Origin of the sequence: Nonomuraea sp. NPDC050556, from assembly GCF_044457355.1 — a bacterium.
GTDB lineage: Bacteria > Actinomycetota > Actinomycetes > Streptosporangiales > Streptosporangiaceae > Nonomuraea.
In genome coordinates this window covers 1,024,459-1,043,502 of record NZ_JBITGU010000003.1, presented here as the reverse complement: position 1 = coordinate 1,043,502, position 19,044 = coordinate 1,024,459, and the positions used below count along the sequence as shown (strand labels likewise).

Annotated in this window: 21 protein-coding genes; 14 read left to right on the top strand and 7 right to left on the bottom strand. The window is 69.5% G+C overall.

Annotated elements, in window-relative coordinates; translation table 11 throughout:
• Positions 1-44 precede the first annotated feature (44 nt).
• The 5 genes from ACIBG8_RS33895 to ACIBG8_RS33875 are packed head-to-tail and all read left to right on the top strand — an operon-like array spanning position 45 to position 4,656.
• Positions 45-1,190 carry an ABC transporter substrate-binding protein gene (locus tag ACIBG8_RS33895; RefSeq protein ID WP_397347149.1) on the top strand — a complete coding sequence of 382 codons (1,146 nt, stop codon included), beginning with the start codon at positions 45-47 and terminating at the stop codon, positions 1,188-1,190.
• The gene (locus ACIBG8_RS33890; protein ID WP_397347148.1) at positions 1,187-2,932 is read left to right on the top strand and encodes an ABC transporter permease; all 1,746 of its coding nucleotides are present in this window, start codon (positions 1,187-1,189) and stop codon (positions 2,930-2,932) included. Before ACIBG8_RS33895 ends, ACIBG8_RS33890 begins: the two co-directional genes overlap by 4 nt.
• A complete protein-coding gene (locus tag ACIBG8_RS33885; protein ID WP_397347146.1) occupies positions 2,874-3,362 on the top strand; it encodes an ester cyclase in 489 nt (162 codons plus the stop codon). The genes ACIBG8_RS33890 and ACIBG8_RS33885 overlap by 59 nt, the downstream gene beginning before the upstream one ends.
• On the top strand, positions 3,359-3,862 hold the full coding sequence (locus tag ACIBG8_RS33880; RefSeq protein ID WP_397347145.1) for a YceI family protein: 504 nt from the start codon (positions 3,359-3,361) through the stop codon (positions 3,860-3,862). The genes ACIBG8_RS33885 and ACIBG8_RS33880 overlap by 4 nt, the downstream gene beginning before the upstream one ends.
• 2 nt (positions 3,863-3,864) lie before the next feature.
• Entirely contained in the window at positions 3,865-4,656 is a 792-nt protein-coding gene (locus ACIBG8_RS33875; protein ID WP_397347144.1) for a DUF427 domain-containing protein, read from the top strand.
• Here ACIBG8_RS33875 and ACIBG8_RS33870 read toward each other — a convergent pair.
• The 6 genes from ACIBG8_RS33870 to ACIBG8_RS33845 form a co-directional block, all read right to left on the bottom strand.
• Positions 4,643-4,864 (bottom strand): helix-turn-helix domain-containing protein, encoded by a 222-nt coding sequence (locus tag ACIBG8_RS33870; RefSeq protein WP_397347143.1) that lies wholly within the window; start codon positions 4,862-4,864, stop codon positions 4,643-4,645. The genes ACIBG8_RS33875 and ACIBG8_RS33870 overlap by 14 nt on opposite strands.
• Before the next feature lie 31 nt (positions 4,865-4,895).
• Entirely contained in the window at positions 4,896-6,308 is a 1,413-nt protein-coding gene (locus ACIBG8_RS33865) for an MFS transporter (protein WP_397347142.1), read from the bottom strand.
• Positions 6,305-7,009 (bottom strand): GntR family transcriptional regulator, encoded by a 705-nt coding sequence (locus ACIBG8_RS33860; protein WP_397347141.1) that lies wholly within the window; start codon positions 7,007-7,009, stop codon positions 6,305-6,307. Before ACIBG8_RS33860 ends, ACIBG8_RS33865 begins: the two co-directional genes overlap by 4 nt.
• Positions 7,010-7,298: 289 nt before the next feature.
• Positions 7,299-8,273 carry an LLM class flavin-dependent oxidoreductase gene (locus ACIBG8_RS33855; protein WP_397347140.1) on the bottom strand — a complete coding sequence of 325 codons (975 nt, stop codon included), beginning with the start codon at positions 8,271-8,273 and terminating at the stop codon, positions 7,299-7,301.
• Positions 8,274-8,285: 12 nt separating this feature from the next.
• On the bottom strand, positions 8,286-9,644 hold the full coding sequence (locus ACIBG8_RS33850; protein WP_397347139.1) for a dihydroorotase family protein: 1,359 nt from the start codon (positions 9,642-9,644) through the stop codon (positions 8,286-8,288).
• Complete coding sequence (locus tag ACIBG8_RS33845) at positions 9,634-10,563, bottom strand: alpha/beta hydrolase (protein ID WP_397347138.1); 930 nt, start codon at positions 10,561-10,563, stop codon at positions 9,634-9,636. The genes ACIBG8_RS33850 and ACIBG8_RS33845 overlap by 11 nt, the downstream gene beginning before the upstream one ends.
• A 187-nt stretch (positions 10,564-10,750) precedes the next feature.
• Here ACIBG8_RS33845 and ACIBG8_RS33840 point away from each other — a divergent pair, with 187 nt between their 5' ends.
• From ACIBG8_RS33840 to ACIBG8_RS33800, 9 genes are read left to right on the top strand one after another with little or no spacing between them, the layout of a single operon-like run.
• Complete coding sequence (locus ACIBG8_RS33840; protein WP_397347137.1) at positions 10,751-11,548, top strand: ABC transporter ATP-binding protein; 798 nt, start codon at positions 10,751-10,753, stop codon at positions 11,546-11,548.
• Positions 11,545-12,375 (top strand): ABC transporter permease, encoded by an 831-nt coding sequence (locus ACIBG8_RS33835; protein WP_397347136.1) that lies wholly within the window; start codon positions 11,545-11,547, stop codon positions 12,373-12,375. The genes ACIBG8_RS33840 and ACIBG8_RS33835 overlap by 4 nt, the downstream gene beginning before the upstream one ends.
• On the top strand, positions 12,368-13,141 hold the full coding sequence (locus ACIBG8_RS33830; RefSeq protein ID WP_397347135.1) for an ABC transporter permease: 774 nt from the start codon (positions 12,368-12,370) through the stop codon (positions 13,139-13,141). The genes ACIBG8_RS33835 and ACIBG8_RS33830 overlap by 8 nt, the downstream gene beginning before the upstream one ends.
• Positions 13,138-14,142: an ABC transporter substrate-binding protein gene (locus ACIBG8_RS33825; RefSeq protein WP_397347134.1), complete on the top strand. Its 1,005-nt coding sequence runs from the start codon at positions 13,138-13,140 to the stop codon at positions 14,140-14,142. Before ACIBG8_RS33830 ends, ACIBG8_RS33825 begins: the two co-directional genes overlap by 4 nt.
• Positions 14,139-15,134: a zinc-binding dehydrogenase gene (locus tag ACIBG8_RS33820; RefSeq protein WP_397347133.1), complete on the top strand. Its 996-nt coding sequence runs from the start codon at positions 14,139-14,141 to the stop codon at positions 15,132-15,134. The genes ACIBG8_RS33825 and ACIBG8_RS33820 overlap by 4 nt, the downstream gene beginning before the upstream one ends.
• On the top strand, positions 15,135-16,172 hold the full coding sequence (locus ACIBG8_RS33815) for a CaiB/BaiF CoA transferase family protein (RefSeq protein ID WP_397347132.1): 1,038 nt from the start codon (positions 15,135-15,137) through the stop codon (positions 16,170-16,172). It abuts the gene before it with no gap.
• Entirely contained in the window at positions 16,169-16,996 is an 828-nt protein-coding gene (locus ACIBG8_RS33810; RefSeq protein WP_397347131.1) for an amidohydrolase family protein, read from the top strand. The genes ACIBG8_RS33815 and ACIBG8_RS33810 overlap by 4 nt, the downstream gene beginning before the upstream one ends.
• Positions 16,989-17,810 (top strand): extradiol ring-cleavage dioxygenase, encoded by an 822-nt coding sequence (locus ACIBG8_RS33805; RefSeq protein WP_397347130.1) that lies wholly within the window; start codon positions 16,989-16,991, stop codon positions 17,808-17,810. Before ACIBG8_RS33810 ends, ACIBG8_RS33805 begins: the two co-directional genes overlap by 8 nt.
• The gene (locus ACIBG8_RS33800; protein ID WP_397347129.1) at positions 17,807-18,103 is read left to right on the top strand and encodes a hypothetical protein; all 297 of its coding nucleotides are present in this window, start codon (positions 17,807-17,809) and stop codon (positions 18,101-18,103) included. Before ACIBG8_RS33805 ends, ACIBG8_RS33800 begins: the two co-directional genes overlap by 4 nt.
• Here the strand turns inward: ACIBG8_RS33800 and ACIBG8_RS33795 are convergent.
• Positions 18,082-19,008, bottom strand: a complete 927-nt coding sequence (locus ACIBG8_RS33795) for a winged helix DNA-binding domain-containing protein (RefSeq protein ID WP_397347128.1) — start codon at positions 19,006-19,008, stop codon at positions 18,082-18,084. The genes ACIBG8_RS33800 and ACIBG8_RS33795 overlap by 22 nt on opposite strands.
• Positions 19,009-19,044: the final 36 nt, after the last annotated feature.

The following is a 19,044-nucleotide window of genomic DNA, read 5'->3' as shown; positions in this document are numbered from 1 at the left end:
GGCCCGTAAGGATCGATTGGATTCAGAATACAAAGGAGGGTCCGATGCGCAGGACGATCGCCGTTCTCACCGCCGCAGGGCTCATGACGGCCGCATGCGGCTCCACCGGCACCACGAGCACGGTGGCGGGCCCGGCCAAGACCCAGGCGGCCGCGACGACGTGCAAGGCCACCCAGCTCGGCCCGGTCACCCGGTGCGAGAACTTCTACACCGACTACTGGCCGACGCTCAACGCCAACCTCAACGCCCTCTACGAGGAGGCCAAGAAGACCGACGGCGGCCGCCTGGTCGTCTGGGACTGGTACGAGCTCAGCCCCGACACGATCAAGGCGTTCACCACCCGCTTCCCCGGCCTGACGGTCAAGACGCGCGGCCTGACGTACAACCTGTCGAGCGCGATCATCTCGGCCAAGGCGACCGGCGAGCGCAACACCGACCTGGTGTCCGGCTCGATCACCAGCATCACCGCGATGTACGACCAGGGCTTCTGGGAGAAGGTCGACTGGACCAAGTTCGGCGTGCCCAAGGAGTGGCTGACCGTCGGCGCACCGGAGTTACTGCCCGACAGCGTCAACGGGCCGCTGGTGAAGTACAACACCACGAAGGTCAAGAGCGTCCCCGACACCTGGGAGGCGTTCCTGTCGCCGGAGTGGAAGGGCAAGCTGGCGATGGCCAGCTATGACTCGCAGGTCTTCACCGGCTACGGCATGAAGTACGGCAAGGACAAGATGGTCAAGCTCATCAAGGACCTGCCGCTGACGCTGACCGACAACCCGCTGTCGCTGCTGTCCGGCGGCGACAAGCCCGCGGTGTTCGGCGGCCCGCTCTACGACGCCAACCCCGATCTGGCCGTCAGCCCGGTCCAGACGGAGAACATGTACCTGCAGTTCTCCGGCGTCAACGTGGACGGCAAGAACAAGCCCGCCGCGCAGCTGTTCGCGCTGTGGAACGCCTACGACCCAGACTGGCTCAAGCTCCGCATGACCGACAAGCGGTTCACCACGGAGCAGACGCCGTTCCCCGGACTGCCGAGCACGGTGTTCGACCAGGCCAACCCGCTCATCAAGCGCAACCAGTCGGCGTTCTTCGACGCGATCGGCAAGGGCTGGGCGCTGTTCGAGACGCAGGCCAACCGCGACCAGTACAACGACCTCATCAAGGCCGCGCAGGCAGCCATCGAGGCCAAGTGAGGCGGACAGGCAGGGGGTTGAAGCTGATCACCGCGATCTCGGTCGCGGCGATCGGCTACCTCCTCATCATCCCGCTGGTCCTGCAGGTGGTCAGCGCGTTGCGCGGCCCCTACCTGCCGTTCGGCGTGCCGAGCGCGCAGTGGGGGGTGGCGAACTTCGTCACCCTGTACGGCACGCTGGCCCCCGACCTGCTGGCCACGGTCCGCGACACGGTGCTGTTCGTCGGCGGGTCCGTGCTGATCTCCACCGGGCTGGGGTGGGCGCTGGCGTGGCTGGTGGTCCGTACCGACCTGCCTGGACGGAACCTCATCACGGTGCTGGTGATCGTCCCGTTCGTGATCCCGCCGATCGTGCGGGCGCAGAGCTACTTCCTCATGCTCGCGCCGGAGTCGGGGCTGCTGCGGGTGGATCCGTTCGACTTCACCACGATGACGATCGTGCAGGGGCTGGCCTACGTCACGTTCCCGTTCATGCTGCTCATGCCGATCATCCAGAACATGGGCAGCTCGCACGAGGAGGCGGCCAGGGCCAGCGGCGCGTCGGCGTGGCAGGCCTTCCGCCGGGTCACCTTCCCGATGCTGTGGCCGGGCACGCTCGGCGTGGTCGCCATGCTGTCGATGCTGACGCTGGGCAACCTGGAGATCCCGGTGCTGTTCGGCCAGCAGGAGGGGCGCAACATCTTCTCGCTGAAGTTGTGGTCCCTGATCACGCCGACGCCCGGCGAGCTGCCCAGGTACGGCCTGGCCGCCGCCTACGCGGTGAACTTCCTCGTGCTGGTCGCGGTGATCTTCCGGATCTACCTGTGGGCCACGCGCGACGCGGCGCAGCGGGCGTCGGTGACGGGTAAGGACTTCCGTCCCGTACGGCTGCCGCTGGGCCGCGCCAAGGCGCCGGTCACCGTGCTCGTCTGGCTCTACCTGATCCTGACGGCCGTGCTGCCGCTGGTGGCGTTGTTCTGGTCGTCGATCATGCCGTACGCGTTGCCGATCAGCTGGGACAACCTCGTCAAGCACGCGGGGCTCGGCGCGTTCGCCGCCGCGGCGGCCGATCCGGAGTTCTGGGCGTCGCTCGGCAGGACGGGCGTCATCTCGGTCGGCAGCGCGACGCTGGCGGTGGCGCTGGCCATGGTCGCCGCCTACTACACGGCGCGCGGCAAGGGCTGGACCGTGCGGTTCGTCGACACGCTGACGTCGTCGTCGCTGGCGGTGCCCGCGACGATGGCCGGGTTCGCCGCGTTCCTGCTGTACTCCTCGGTCAACCGGTGGATCCCGCTGGTCGGGACGGTGTGGGTGCTGATGCTGGCCTACTCCTACCGGGTGGCCGTGGCGTACCGCATCGCGCACAGCTCGATCCTGCAGATCAACCCCGAGCTGGAGGACGCGGCCAAGGCCAGCGGGGCCAGCCCGCTTTCCGTCTTCCGCCGCGTGGTGCTGCCGCTGCTGCTGCCGACCGCGGCGGCCGCGTGGATCCAGATGGTGATCCTCGGGGCCAACGAGTTCACCATCGCGGCGTTCCTCGCCACCCCCGAGTCCAGGCCGCTGTCCTGGTACCTCTACAGCCGCATCAACCCCCAGGCCGCCCAGCTCTACGCCCCCGACCAGGGGGCGGCCATGGCGGTCATCTTCACCGTGTTCGTGCTCGTCTTCGGGTACGGCGTGCGGATCCTACTCACGAGGAGAACCAATGAACGACGAGGTCGCCCTGCGCAACAAGGAGATCGCCTTGGAGATCTGGGGGCGTGACATCGGCAAGCGGGAGGACCCGGACAGCGAGGAGTTCGCCGAGCACTTCCGCCAGTACTACACCGAGGACTACTGGAACCACGCCTCGGCGCCCGGCGAGGACCGCGGGTTCGAGAACGCCAAGCTGGTGCGGCGCTCGTTCCAGCTGCTGTTCACCGACGCGAAGTTCGAGATCGAACTGGCCGTCGCGGACGGCGACCTGGTGATGCTCAAGGGCATGTTCACCGCCCAGCACACCGGGGGCACGCTGTTCGGCCTCCCTGCCGAGGGGCGGTTCGTCAGCCAGCCGCACGTGCACATCCTGCGGTTCCGCGACTTCAAGGTGGCCGAGCACTTCGTGGTGCGCGACGACTTCCCGATGTGGCAGCAGATGACGGCGGACACCCGCGAGGCGGGCATCACCGCGTTCTACAAGGAGAGCCAGAAGTGAACCCGCTGGAGGGCCGCTGGGTGTTCGAGGGCGGCAACAGCTCGATCGGGTTCTCCGTACGCCATCTGATGATCTCCCGGGTGCGCGGGAACTTCCGCCGGTTCTCCGGCTCCTTCGAGGGCACGACCGTCGAGGTGGAGATCGAGGCGGCGAGCGTCGACACCGGGATGGAGGTGCGGGACAAGGACCTGTGCGGGCCCGACTTCCTCGACGCCGACCGGCACCCGGTGCTGCGTTACGTCGGCACCGCCGTACGTGAGGACCGGGTGGAGGGCACGTTGACGGTCGCCGGGGTGACGCGGCCGGTCGCGCTGGACATGGTGTTCCAGGGCGCGGCCACCGACAACTGGGGCAACCACAAGGCGGTCTTCTCCGCGACGGCCACGCTGAACCGCGAGGACTTCGGGCTGACCTACAACAGGACGCTGGAGACCGGCGGGGTGCTCATCGGCTCGCAGGTCGAGGTGGAGATCGAGATCCAGGCGAAGCCGGAGGGATGACCGTGCCAGAACTGTTCGACGTGCCGCTGGAAGACCGCGTGATCGACCAGGTCGCGGGCGACCTCCGCCGCGAGCCGGCCAGGCGGCGGATCCGCGCCTACTTCAACGGGGTGGCCGTGGCCGACTCGGTCGAGGCGCTGCTGGTGATGCGGGCCAGGCACATGCCCGTCTACTACTTCCCCGTTTCCGACGTACGGATGGATCTTCTGGCGGACTCCGGGCGTACGGCGAGCGAGGGCAAGGCGCTGCTCGACCTCTCGGTCGGTGGGAAGGATGCCAGGGGCGCCGCGTGGTCCAGCCCCGATCTGCCCGGATTTATCGCCTTTTATTGGAAGACCATGGAGGCCTGGTTCGAGGAGGACGAGGAGGTCTACGTCCACCCGCGCGACCCCTATCACCGCGTGGACGTGCTGCACAGCTCCAGGCACGTGCGAGTGGAGGTGCTCGGCGGCACCGTCGCCGAGAGCTCCAGGCCGTGCCTGCTGCTGGAGACCAACCTTCCGCCCCGGTGGTACCTGCCCAAGCAGGACGTGCACCTGGACAAGCTGGTGCACTCCTCCACCACCTCGCAGTGCCCCTACAAGGGGAAGGCCTCCTACTACTCGGTGCGTTCCGGCGGGCAGCTCATCCACGACATCGCCTGGAGCTACCGCTTCCCCGTGCCGGAGTGCCCGAAGATCGAGAACATGATCTGCTTCTTCGACGAGCAGGTCGACGCCGTCTACGTGGACGGCGTGCGCCAGGAGCGGCCCACGACCGCGTGGAGCCGCCCCGCGAAGATCACCCCTCTCTGAGCCGCTCGCCCAGCCTGCCCAGCCGGTAGCCCGCTCCCGGCTGGGCTTCGAGCAATCCCTCCTGGCAGAGGGTGGAGCAGAGGGCGTGCACGGTGCTGCGCGGGATCCCGGTACGGCAGGCCAGCTCGCGCACCGACAGCGGGTGGGCGGTGTCGGCGAGTGCGCGCAGCACCCAGGCGGCTTTGGAGACGGCGCGAACGTGAGACATGACCCACCTTCACCAGCGCGGGACCCCCGGTTCAAGCGTCGGTGCCGTGAGACGGAACCCTTCGCGGGATCACCAGCACGGCGGCGGCGCCGAGCACGGCCATGACGATCATGACGAGGAAGACGTTGTGGACGGCGCCGGCGAGGGCATCCTTGATCGCTCCGGTGCTGTCGTCGCGCAGCGCGCGCACCGCCTCGTCGACGGAGGCGCGGCCGTCGAGGCGGTTGGCGAGGGTGGTGTTGGCGACGGCGGCCAGGATGGCTGCGCCGAGCGCGCCGCCGCCGATCCTGAAGAACACCACACCGCCGGTGACCACGCCGCGCCGCTCCCAGCCGACCGTGTTCTGCGCGCCGACCAGCATGGAGACGGAGACCAGCCCCAGCCCGGACCCGTTCACGAACGCGCACACGCCCGCGTAGATCAGCGAGGAGTCCGCGCCCATTCCCGCGAAGAGCAGGGCGGACACGAGGATCAGCGACAGCCCGACCAGCGCGGTGTCGCGGAAGCCGTACCGCAGGTAGAGCCTGGCCGACATGGACACCGAGATCGGCCACCCGATGGACTGCACGGCCAGCGCGAACCCCGCGGCCACGGCTCCGGCGCCGAGCACGCCCTGGGCGTACGTCGGGAGGTAGACGGTCGGGCCGACCAGCACCATGCCGACGATGGCGCTGCCGAGGAACGAGCCGAGCAGCACCCGGTCCTTCCAGATCCACGGCGGGATGAGCGGCTCTGCCGCCCTGCGCTCCCACCAGGCGAAGGCCACGAGTACGGCGAGCCCGGCCGCGATGGCCCACCAGGCGCTTTCCTGGAGCCCGAGCATGACCGCGACCACGCCGCAGACCAGGAGGGCCGCGCCCAGGACGTCCACGCGGGCGGGCTTGCGCTCGAAGTCCTCGTGGAGGAAGGCCACGATCGCGGCGATGGCGGCGACGCCGACGGGGACGTTGAGCCAGAAGATGAGGCGCCAGGAGGCGAGCTCGGACAGCAGCCCGCCCACGAGGGGGCCGAGCAGCGCCGACACGCCCCAGACGGAGGAGAGGAGGCCGCTGATCCTGCCGCGCTCCTCCAGCGGGTAAAGGTCGGCCGCGACGACCTGGACGATCGACTGGATCGCGCCGGCTCCGACGCCCTGGACCACGCGGGCGACGATCAGGATCGGCATGGTGGTGGCGAGGGCGGCGAGCACGGAGCCGAACAGGAAGATGGCCATGCCGGTGGCGAGCATGGGCTTGCGTCCGTAGATGTCGGCTAAGCGGCCGTAGATGGGGGTGCATACGGCTTGGGCCAGCATGTAGCCGGAGATCACCCAGGGGAACAGGGAGAAGGAGCCCAGGTCGCGCACGATGGCCGGGACGGCCGTCGCCACGATCGTCCCGTCGATGGCGGCGAGGGCCATCGCCATCATGATCGCCGCGGTGACCGGGCCGCGCCGGGTCGTCACGTGGCCGTCTCTACCGTCGTCTTCTTGGGCCTTTTCGCGGTTTCAGGCGGTTTCTTGGCGCTCTCCGGTGGCTTGCGGCGGCGGGACTTGACCGGTTCCGCCTCCGCTTCCTCGGAGAGCACTTCGATGATCTTGCGGGCTACCCGGTCGAGATGCTCGCGCAGGTGGTCCTCCGCGGCCTCGACGTCGCCTCTGCTCGCCAGCTTGGCCAGCTCCCGGTGGCCGCCCTGGTCGTGGCCCACGCGCAGGCCCAGGAGGTAGCGGCCGACGGAGTTGCGCAGGTCCTCGATGATGCCGACGGCCACCGGGTTCTCCTGGGCGTCGTACAGCTCGCGGTAGAACGCGACCCGCTCGTCGACCAGGGAGGAGCTGTCGTGCGGGGCGTCGAGCGCGGTGCCCAGCTCGCGGAGCCTGGCCGAGCGGGCCGAGGTCATCCTGGCGACGGACTTCCTGAGGGCGTGGGTCTCGAGGAGGGCGCGCAGCTCGTAGATCTCCCTGACCTGCTCGACCGTCAGCGTACGGACGACCGCGCCTCTGTGGGGGTGGAAGGAGACGAGGCCTTCGGACTCGAGCTGCATGAGGGCGGTGCGTACGGGGATCCTGGAGACGCCGAGCCGTTCGGCGAGCTCCTCCTGCCTGAGGTGCTCGCCGGGCGCCAGCACCCCTGTGATGATGCACTCGCGGATGATGTCGTAGGCCATTTGTCCGACTGTTTTGTATCCAGTCGACATGCGGCCGACAACATCAGCGAACGAGGGCGGGGGCGCAGCGTCCACGTCGATCCTCCCAGCGGGAACCCGGTTTTCGGATGCAATCCAAGCACAAGTGTCCCGCCCCACGGGACACCCCTCGCCACCACCCCGCCCTCTGCTCGCCGTACAGGGCGCCGACCACCACCGTCGCCCGTGCCCGCCGACGCGGCGCCCGGGGGTGCAGCCCCGTAAAGAGCGCTACCCCACGAGCGGCGGGAGGGCCCGGGGTGAGGAGGGGTTAGCGGAGGGCGGGGAGGACCTCGGTGCCCAGGAGCTCGATCTGCTCGAACCACCGGTGGAACTTGAACCGGAAGTCGAACACCAGATGCTCCACCCCCGCCGCCTCGAACTTCTTCACCTCGTCCACGATGTCCGCAGGGCTGCCCACGATGAGCTGCCCCTCCAGATCCTCCACCGTCTCGAACCGTCCGGAAGCAGGCTTGACGGCGAACTTCGCCTTGTTCGCCCACGCCAGCAACCCCGGCACGTTGACGTCCTTCAACGCCTCCTCCCGCGTCGACTCGACCGACGTGGGCGGGATGACGGCGACCGTAGGCAGCGGGCGACCGTTCTGAGCCACGATCGAGCGCATGCTCTCGACCCGCTGCGCGATCCCCCCGAGCGAGATCCGCCCGGGCATCCACCCGTCAGCCCACTCCGCCGCCAGCCGCGCCGACCGGGGCGTCGCCCCGCAGTACCAGAACGGCACCGGCCCACCCACCGGCTTGGGCTCGATGGTGACCCCGGAGAACGTGAAGTTCTCGTCCGAGTAGGCGACGTCGTTCTCCACCGCCACCCGCCGCAGGATCTCCGCGTTCGACCGGACCAGCGACACCCGGTCCCGGTCCCCCCACCCGATCGCGTCGAACTCGTGCTGGTACGTCCCAGCACCGAACCCCAGGATGAGCCGGTCCCCCACGAGCTGCGTCATCGTCCCGAGCTGCAACGCCGTGGTCAGCGGATGCCTGAACGGGATCAGTGACCCCGTCCCCAGCTGGATCCGCGACGTCACCGCCCCGATCGCGGTCAGCGTCGTCAGCGCGTCGTAGAACTCCCTGTTGGGCGACTCCATCTCCCCGTGCGGCTCGAAGACCAGGTGGTCGCGCACCCACACCGAGTCGAACCCCAGCTCCTCGGCGAGCTGCGACCCGCGCAGGATGCGGTCCCCGCTGGCGTACTCGCCGAAGTGGGGCAGCAAAAGACCAAATTTCATGAGAACGGCTCCTTAGGCTTTCTGTCCGTGACCGGGCGACCCGGTGACCCGGCCGTCCGCGTAGACCTCCACGCCCCTGACGAGCGTGCGGTCGATGCTCACCCCGCAGGTCAGTCCGTCGTACGGTGTCCAGCCGACCTTCGACAGCACCCCGGCGTCGGTGATCGTCCAGGGCGCGCCCGGATCGGCGATGACGATGTCCGCGTCGCGCCCCGGCAGGAGGGCGCCCTTGTGCGGCAGCCCGAAGTGCGCGGCGGGCGCGGTGGCCGCCATCTCCACGACCCGGTGAAGGCTGATCTTCCCGGCCTGAGCGGCGTCCAGCAGCAGCGGGTAGAAGTACTGGATGCCCGGCGTCCCGGTGTGCGAGCTCCACATCTTCGTCCAGCCGATCTCCTTCTCCTCGCGCGTGTGCGGCGCGTGGTCGGAGGCGGCGATGTCGATCGTGCCGTCCCGCATGCCCTCCCAGACCGCCTCGCGGGCGTCGTCGGGCACCCAGTAGGACAGCGCGTACGGCCCCAGCCGCTCGACGTGCTCGCACTTCGACAGGAACGGCATCCAGTGGTTGACCTCGCAGGTGATGTCGACGCCGCGCGCCTTGGCCCGCCGTACCGCGTCGACGGACCGCCTGGTCTGCATGTGGGCCAGGTGGACGGGGCAGCCGGACGCCTCGGCCAGCCGGAGCACGACGTCGATCGCGGTGTCCCAGATGACGCCCTCGCGCTCGGCGTACGCCTGGGCGTAGGCGGCGGGGGTGTTGTCCCCTGCGGCGAGGTAGCGGCCCTCGATGTAGTCCATGAGCGCCTGGTCGTGCGGGTGCACGATGAAGCGCTTGCCGGTGCCCGCGATGGTGTCCATCATGCGCAGGAGGTCGCCGTGGTCGTGCATGCCGGTTCCCGCGGGGTGCGGGTAGGTCCTGCCGGTGTCGACGACCATGTACACCTTGAAGGCCCTGACCCCGGCGTCGGCCATCTTGGGAACCTGGTCGACCAGGGTGGCGGCGGGGTTGTGGTTGTAGTCGACGATCGAGGTGGCCGCGTAGCGGGCGAAGACGTCCTCGAGCGTCTCCAGGGTGGTGGTGGGCGGGTCGAGGTTGGGCATCCCGAAGATCGTCGTCACGCCGCCGGCCGCTGCCTGGCGGGTGGTGGTGAGGATGTCCTCCTTGTGGGTGAAGCCCGGCTCGCGGGTGTGCACGTGCACGTCGACCATGCCCGGCAGCACGAGCTTTCCGGTCGCGTCGATCACCGGCGCGTCGGTTAGCACCCCCGCGTCCACCAGCCCGAGGATCTTGCCGCCGCCGACGAGCACGTCGGCGCGCAGCTCCCCCGCCGGCGTGACCACGGTGCCTCCGGAGATCCGCAGGTCAACTGGCATCGATGCGCTCCTCACCGGCGGGGGTGGACACGACCAGGTGCGCCGGTCCCAGGTGCCGCTCGAACCACGCGACGATGCGCGGCGTCACCTGCTCCCAGTAGCGGTCGTAGGCCGCGTAGTGCGTGGTGTGCCGCTGCATGATCAGCTCGCGCGGGCCGCGGGCGTTGGCGTAGATGCGCTCGGCGTGGTCGGTCGGCGTCGTCGCGTCGCCCTCGATGCCGATCACCAGCAGGGGCGTGTCGACGAAGGCCGACCCCGGCTGGTAGGCCAGGATCTCCTCCACTGCGGGCGCGAACGCCACCGCGGTCGGGATCTTGTCGTCCACGTCCGCCTTGACCGTGGTGTTCCGCCGCTCCTGCGTCGGGACCATGATCTCCTCGCGCGGGTGCACGAGCCGTCCCTTGCCGGTCAGCACCCGGTCGGTCCTGTCCGCCTCCACCGAGGCGAGGAAGTCCAGCCACTCGTACTCGCTGCGCATCCTGTGCAGCCAGTCGGCCCCGTCGGCCACCGGAAGCTGGCTCACCGCCGCCCGCACCCGCCGGTCGGCGGAGGCCAGGAGTACGGCGTTGCCGCCGCCCGTGCCGCCGCTCCCGAACACCCCGATCCCGTCGGGCACCACGTCGTCCCTGCTGGACAGGTAGGTGACCGCCGACCGCAGGTCCTGCAGCTGCCTGGCAGGTGACAGCACCGACCTGTCCCCCTCCGACCCGCCGAACCCGCGGTAGTCGAAGACCAGCACCGCGAACCCCGCGGCGGTCAGCGCCTCGTGATAGCGGACGTACAGCTTGGCGTCCTTCAACCCCAGCCATCCGGGCCCCTGAACGATCGCCCGGTACGGCCCGGCCCCCTCGTCGGGGGTGCGCCACAGGGCGCTGACCCGATCGCCGTCGCTGTACCAGCTCACCTCTTCTGTACGCATGCACGTCCCTTCTCGTCGGCTTGCGGACCCAAGCGTGAACTTTGTATCCAATCCTGTCAATGCTTGACTCCATGAGCCGTCCCGTGGCACAGGACAGCGATGAAAGACCAGGAAATATCCGTCCTTGACCGCGATTTGGATCGATGAATAATGTAGCCATCTCTTCCATCGGAAGGACGGAGCGCGTATGGCGAACGATCCGATCATCCGGATCCGCGACCTGTCGGTCCGCTATCACGTCGCGAGGACGGGCGCCTGGCTCACAGCCGTCCGGCACGTCGACCTCGACGTGTACGAGGGCGAGTTCCTGACCGTTCTCGGACCCAGCGGCTGCGGCAAGACCACGGTCCTCAACTGCCTGGCCGGCCTGGTCGCCCCCACCTCGGGCGAGCTGGCCGTCGACGGCCGCCCGGTCACCGGGCCTGGACCGGAACGGGCGGTGGTGTTCCAGGACTACGCGCTGCTCCCGTGGCGTACGGTCACCGACAACGTCAGGTTCGGCCTGGAGATGCAGCCCAGGCTGCGCGCCGGGGCCGACGAGCGGATCGCCGAGGCGATCCAGCTCGTCGGGCTCGCCGGGTTCGAGCACTCCTACCCGCGCGAGCTGTCCGGCGGCATGCAGCAGCGGGTGGGCCTGGCCAGGGCGCTGGTCGCCGACCCGCGCATCCTGCTCATGGACGAGCCGCTGGGCGCGGTCGACGCGCTGACCAGGGAGGTCATGCGGGCGGAGCTGGAGCGCATCATCGCGGCGACCGGCAAGACGGTCGTCTTCATCACCCACGGCATCGACGAGGCCATCCAGCTCGGCGACCGGATCGCGGTGTTCAGCTCGCACCCGGGGACCATCAAGGAGATCGTCCCCGTCGACCTGCCCAGGCCCCGGTCGGCGCACGCGAACACCACCGCCTACCAGGACCTGCGCCACCACCTGTGGAAGTGCCTGGAGGCGGACGCCACGGCCGCCGCCATGGGGGCGACGGAATGACCGCCGTCCGGCACGACGTCATGGATCTGCGCGCCGCAGGAGCGGACCCGCCGCCGGAACCGTGGTGGAAGCGGCACAGGACGCCGCTCATCGCGGTGGCCGACCTGGTGGTCTTCGTGGCGGTGTGGCACGTCGCGGTGGTCAACCTGCAGCTCGTCAACCGGGTGTTCTTCCCGTCGCCCGGCGACGTGGCCGCCTCGTTGTGGACGCTGGCGAGCAGCGGCGAGCTGGGCAGGCAACTCGCCGCGAGCGCCGCCAACTGGGCCGTCGGCTACGGGCTCGGCGCGGTGGCCGGGATCGCGACCGGGCTCGTCGCGGGCAGCGTCACCTGGGCCAACCGGCTGCTGATGCCGCTGCTGTGGTCGCTCTGGGCCACCCCGCTCATCGCTTTGCAGCCCACGCTGACCGCCTGGCTCGACTACGGCTCTGGGCCGATCCTCGTCCTGGTGTTCCTCAGCACGATGATCCCGGTGGCGCTCAACACCGCGACCGGCGCCACGCAGATCAGGGGCTCGATGCTCAGGGCGGGCCGGGTGTTCGGCGCGAACCGGCTGGCCCTGTATCTCAAGGTGCGGCTGCCGTGGGCGGTGCCGTACATCATCGGCGGGCTCAGGCTGTCGGTGCCCACCAGCATGATCGGGCTCCTGGTGGGCGAGATGGTCGGCTCGCCCAGCGGCATCGGCTCGATCATCGTCAACGCCACCTCCAGGTTCCGCACCGGCGAGGCGTTCGCGGCGATCACCGTCTACGTGGTGCTCTCCGTGGCTCTGGTGCGAATCCTGGATCTGTGGGAGCGGCGTGCCGGCACGTGGAGGACCGGTGGTTGACAGGAAATCCGCCGCCGTGGCGCTGGAGGTCGTGGCGCTCGTCGGGCTGTGGGAGCTGGCGGTCAGCGGGCTGCACCTGGCCAATCCGGCGTTCGTGCCGCCGCCGAGCCGCGTGTGGGCGGCGTTCACCACGATGCTGGCCGACGGTTCGCTGGCGGGCCACGCGTGGTTCAGCACGCAGAACGCGGTCGCCGGGTTCCTGCTCGCGGTCGTGACCGGCATCGGGGCCGGGCTGGCGCTGGGCACGTCGCGGCTGGTCAGCGACATCGCCGGGCCGCCGTTCTGGACGGCCTACGCGATGCCGCGCATCGCGTTCCAGCCGCTGCTGGTGTTGTGGCTCGGCTTCGGCGCCGCGCCCAAGATCCTCATCATCTTCCTGATGGCCGTGTTCCCCGTCGCGATCAACACGATGGACGGCATCAGGGCGGTCGACCGCTCCCTGGTCAGGGCGGCGAGGGTGTACGGCGCGAGCCGTATGGAGGTGTTCTTCAAGGTCCAGTTGTGGGCCGCGCTGCCGATGATCCTGACCGGCGTCCGCATGGGCGTGGCCAGGGCCATGGTCGGCATCGTGGTCGGCGAGTTCATCGGGGGCAGCCAGGGACTCGGCTATCTGATCTTCCGCAGGTCAGCTGACTTCGACCTGGCGTCGGCGCTGGCACTGACGTTGTCGCTCGTGGTCATCGCCAACCTGCTGATGGCGCTGGTGAGCCTGGTTCGCAGGCTCGTGGCGCCCTGGTTCTCCGAAAGCCAAGGAGTTTTCTCATGAGGCGTGTCGCCGCTCTTGTCGCCTTACTCGTCATTACCGGCTGTGGGAGTACGGCCGAGCCGCCCAAAGCCCTGGCCACCGGCCCGATCGCGGCGCCGGAGAAGACCACGCTCAAGATCGGGATGCGGCTGCCCAACCTGGACACCAACGCGCCGATCGAGATCGCCATCGACAAGGGCTTCTACAAGGAGGAGGGGCTGAGCGTCGAGCGGGTGGAGGTGCAGTCGATCCGCGAGGGCCTGGTCGGCGGCTCGCTCGACTTCGGCGCCGAGGCCTCCCCCGACGTGGTCGCCGCGGCCACGGCGGGAACCGGGCTGAAGATCGTGGCCGGGTACCGCAACCGCGAGCCGTTCGTGGTGGCCGTGCAGCCGGAGATCGCCAAGCCGCAGGATCTGGCGGGCAAGCCGATCCTGCTGGGCGCCAACCCGGGCACGATCGAGTACGACGTGCGCATGCAGTTGCTGAAGGAGGCCGGGTTCGACCTCACGGGCGTGGCGGTCAAGCCGGTCAACCTGCCCGGCGGGTCGAACGCGTGGGTGGAGCAGTTCAAGCAGAAGAAGCTGGCGCTGACGGTCATCTTCCCGAGGCACAAGAACCTCGTCCAGGAGGCGGGGGGACGGCTCGTCCTGGATGTCATGAAGGAGTGGCCGAACGACAGCCTCACGGCCACCCAGGACTTCGTGGCCAAGAACCCGAACACCACGGCGCGGTTCATCAGGGCGACGTTGAAGGCGATGAAGCTCTACAAGGACCCGGCGCAGCAGAAATACGTGCAGGACATGATGAAGGCCAAGGGCTTCATGGTGACGCCCAACGAGCTCAAGCCCGAGGTGTACGCCTTCGGCCCGCAGCTCTACGACGAGGACATGGGACTGAACGCCAAGGGCTTCGACGAGCTGCTCGCCGTACTGAAGATGCCTCCGGCAGCCTTCGACTCCTTCACCGACCTCACCCAGTTGCACCGCGCGCAGGACGCGCTCGGCGTTACGAAGCGCCCATGAGGGCCGCCAGATTCGACGGGACGCTGACGCTCCAGGACGTCCCCGTTCCCGAGCCGGGTCAGGACGAGGTGCTGGTCGAGGTGCACGCCGTAGGCGTGAACCAGCTCGAAAGGCAGGTGATGGCGGGCGCGCTGCTGGGACGGCCGTCGCTGTCGCCGCGAACGGTCGGCCTCGACCCGGTCGGCGTGATCGTCTCGGGCGACCGCGCGGGCGAGCGCGTCGCGGTCAAGCCGAACGTCCCGTGCGGGACCTGCGCGTTCTGTACGGCGGGGCACGAGGCGGACTGCCTCGACCAGCGCGTGGTCGGCGTGCACCGGGACGGCGGCGCCGCCGACTACGTGGTGGTGCCCTCCAGCGTGGCCTTCCCGATCGGCGACATCCCGTTCGCCCAGGCGGCGGCGGCCGTGCACAGCGTGCCGATCGCCCTGCACATGGTCAGGCGGGCGGGCATCTCGGACACGGTCCTGGTCACCGGGGCGGCGGGCGCGCTGGGCTGCGCCGCCGTCCAGGTGGCCTCGGCGCTGGGCGCGCAGGTGATCGCCGGGGTGCTCGAGGGCGAGCCGGTCGAGGAGCTGCACAAGCTCGGGGCCGACGAGGTGATCAGCTACCCCAGGAGCGGAGCCGGGCTCTTTGAGGCGATAAATCCGTACAAGGTGGGGCTGGCGCTCGACTGCACCGGCAGCGGCACGATGATCGACATCGCGCTGCGCTCGGTCCGCTGGGCGGGCAGCGTGGTCGTCGCCGCCGCACTCCCCGAGTCGTCGTTCACCGTCGACACCCGCCACTTCTACACCAGGAGGATCACCCTGTACGGCTGCGCCGCCGCCGACTTCGCCGACGTCCGCGACGGCCTGGACCTGGTGGCGTCAGGACGCGTACGCCCCCCGGTGGCCGCCACGTTCCCGCTGGAGGAGATCGCGGCCGCCTTCGACATGGCCGGCCGCAGGGACCACCTGGGCAAGGTGGTCCTGACCGTGAGAGATGAGGACTGAATGCCGCTGAGCGGACTGCGGGTGATCGAGGTGGGCCAGTACATCTCGGCCCCCTACGCCGGAAAGCTGCTGGCCGACCTGGGCGCCGAGGTGGTGAAGGTGGAGCCGCCCGGCGGCGACCCGATGCGGCGCTGGCAGGGCGGCGGCTCGCGCGCCTACAGCCCGCAGTTCGGCGCCTACAACCGGGGCAAGCGGGCGGTCACCATCGACCTCAAGGAGGACCTGGAGGCGCTGTTCGAGCTCACAGCGGGCGCCGATGTCCTGATCGAGAACTTCCGCCCTGGCGTGGCCGACCGGCTCGGGTTCGGGTGGAACGTGATGAAGGTGCGCGAGCCGCAGCTCGTCTACTGCTCGATCACCGGGTTCGGCCCCGGTGGTCCGTACGCGAAGAGACCCGCCTACGACACGATCATCTCGGCCATCGGCGGCATGTACGGTCACCTGGTCCCGCTGGAGGATCCGCGGCCGATCGGCCCCGCCTTCTCCGACCTGCTGTCCGGCATGTCGGCCGTCCAAGGGATCCTGGCCGCACTACACACCGGGCAGGGCATGCGGGTGGAGGTGTCGATGCTGGGTGCGCTGACCGACTTCCTCACCGAGGCGATCGGCACCTACCTGGAGACCGGTTCGGTCGTGGCGCCCTCGACGCGGGCCGTGCGGGCGCAGGCGTTCGGCTGCGTGAGTGGTGACGGGCTGCCGTTCGTGATCCACCTGTCGGTGCCGGAGAAGTTCTGGGAGGCGCTGCTGCGGGTGCTCGACCTGGCGCAGGACGAGCGGTTCTCCACCCGCGAGCTGCGGTGCGACAACTACGGGGAGCTGGAGCAGGTGGTGCGCGCCGAGTTCGCCAAGCGGCCGCGCGACGAGTGGTTCGAGCTGCTCACCGCCGCCGACATCCCGCACGGACCGCTCAACACCGTGGCCGACCTGGTCCAGGATCCGCAGGCACTCCACCTGGGCCTCATCAACGATCATGGCACCCGGCCCGGCACCCGCTTCTCCACCCACGAGCGCCGCCTGCCACGAAGGGACCCCGCGTGAAGGCCATCGACGTCCACACCCACCCGCAGACCGAGGAGTTCCTGGCCGCCATGGGCCGCAGGCGCGGGCAGATGGGCAGCCACTTCGGCAAGGAGCGCACGCCCATTTCCTTCGCCGCGCAGGCCGACATGTACCGCGAGCGCGACATGATGGCGGTGATCGTCAACTCCGCCGGGCTCCCGTCGCTCAACGACGCCCTGGGCAAGGCTGCGAGCACCCATCCCGATGTGTTCATCCCCTTCTGCGGTATCGATCCCCTGAAGGAGGGGGCGATCGAGGAGATCAGGCGCTGCCACGGCGAATACAACGTCAAGGGGGTGGGCGAGCTCAATCCGGGCCGCCAGCACTTCCACCCCAACTCCCCCGAGTTCTACCCGATCTGGGAGGTGTGCCAGGAGCTCGGCCTCGCGGTCATGTTCCACGGCGGGTTCCTGGGCGCGGGCGCGGGGACGCCGGGCGGGATGGGCTACAAGCTGGAGTACGCCAAACCCATCCCCTACCTGGACGACGTGGCCGCCGACTTCCCCGCCATGAACGTCATCGCCGCGCACCCGGCCTGGCCGTGGCACCTGGACAACCTGGCCGCGTGCTGGCACAAGTCCAACTACTACATCGACCTGTCCGGCTGGGCGCCGCGCTACTGGCCGGCCGAGGTCGTCCACTACGCCAACAGCATCATCACCAAGCGGGTGCTGTTCGGCACCGACTGGCCGGTGCTCGACACCGACCGCTGGACGAAGGAGTTCACCGAGATGGACTTCAAGGAGACCTCCAGGCAGCGCATCCTGCTCGACAACGCCAGGGAGCTGTTCGGCATTGGCTGAGATCGTCGGCGTCTACGGCACGACGCACAACCCCCTGCTGTGGCGGGCGCGCGGCGACGACCTGGCCGCGACCCGCGCGGGCTTCTCGCTGCTGGCGGAACGGCTGGCGGCGGCGCGCCCCGACGCGATCGTGGTGGTCGCCACCGACCACCTGACCCAGTGGTTCTACGACAACATGCCGTCCTTCCTGGTGGGCAAGGCGCCGTCGATCCCGGCGACGTTCTGGAACGAGGAGCGCGAGTTCGGCCTGCCGTACCGGACGCTGTCAGGGGACGGGGAGCTGGCCCGCGACCTGCTGGGCGGCGGGATCGAGCGCGGCGTCGACTTCGCCGCCTCCGACGACTTCCGCGCCGACCACAGCATGCTGCTGCCGCTGCTCTACCTGACGCCGGAGCTGGACGTGCCGATCGTGCCGGTGTTCACCAACTGCATGGCGCCGCCGCTGCCGCCTGCCGAGCGCTTCTTCCGGCTCGGCGAGGTGATCAGGCAGGCGGTCGAGGACTCGCCGCTGACCCGCAGGGTCGCGGTGGTCTCCAGCGGGCACCTGGCGACCGAGGTGGGCGGGCCGAGGCACTTCGCCGGGTCGCCCGACCCCGGGTTCGACGAGCAGGCGGTGGAGTGGATCCGCACGGGCGACGTGGACGGCGCGATGAAGGCGCTGAGCTACGAGCGGCTGCGCGAGGCGGGCAACGTCACCCACCAGTTCCTGAACTTCCTGGTCACGATGGGGGTGGCGGGCGGCTCCCCGGCCTCCTACGCGGAGGGCGCCGTCTCCCGCTTCGCCACCTCCCCCTTCTTCGAGTGGACGCCATGAGTCTCTACGGGGTGAACGCGTTCATGCGCGAGATCAACATGCAGCCGCTGCGGCACGCGGCCTACGTCGCCGATCAACCCGGATATGTCAGCTCCTGGGAAAGAGCTCCCCTTTCGGAACACGAGCGCGCAGCGCTGAGCGCCCGTGACTACGGAGCTCTCTATGCCATGGGGGCGCACCCCTACCTGCTGTGGAGCTTCACCGAGGCGGTCTGGGTGCCGGAGGTCACCAGGGCCGAGCTGGTGGAGAGCTTCAGGGCCAGGGCGATCGGCTATCCCGACGTGGCGACCTGAAGGAAGCGGCGCACGTCCTCCAGTTCCTCCGTCACGTCCAGCGGTCCGCCGAACGGCTCCGCCCCGCCGCCGCGCGTCCACGTCCCCGCCACGACGCCGTCGGTGAGCACCACGGCGCGCAGCATGCCGCCGCCCGGGAAGACCTTGCGCGCGTGCTTCTCCGGCAGGATGGGCGCGCGGCTCTTCCACCCCATGAGGTACTCGTCGAAGGCGGGCAGCAGCCGCAGCGGCACCGTCGCCTCGTCATGGGCGGCGGGTCCGGGCCAGGCCTTGCGGCACTCGCCGAGGGCCAGGCCCGACCAGGCGGCCAGGTCCTCGGGGGTGGCGTCGGCGTGTGCCCGGCGGTAGCGGACCGCGAGCTCGGCGAGCGCCCTGTCCCTGTCCTTCTCGAAGGCGATGGGCACGTCGAGCCAGACGTAGGTGGGCTTGCCCAGCCGCGCGGGCCCCAGCACGGCCAGGCCGTGGGAGGCGGCCAGCGCGACCAGGTGAACGATCCCCTGCCCCTTGATGCCCAGGCTCTCCTCCAGCTGGGCCTTGGTGAGCGGACCCTGACCCTCCAGCGCGCCCCTGATCAGCGCCACCGGGTCGGCGGCGGTGACGCCTTCCTCGGCCAGGCGGCGCAGCGTGCCCGTACGGCGGGTGGTGAGCGAGAGCAGCCACGGCAGGTCCTCTGCGGCCATGAAGTGCAGCGTGCCGCGCGGCCCCCAGGTGCGCACGATCTCCCCCGACGCCTGCGCCGCCTCGACGTCAGCGACCGTGAGCGTGGCGGAGCGGGCGCGGAAGGCCAGGTGGGCCGAGGTGAGGTCCTGAGCCTGTACGGCGAGCAGGTGCCGGACGACGTCACCCACGTCCAGTCCGTCCGGGCGGTGAAGGAGTTGCGCGGCGACCCTGCTCCGAAGACTCACAGGGAGGAACCTAGCAAAAGGCCGAATTCTGAAGCT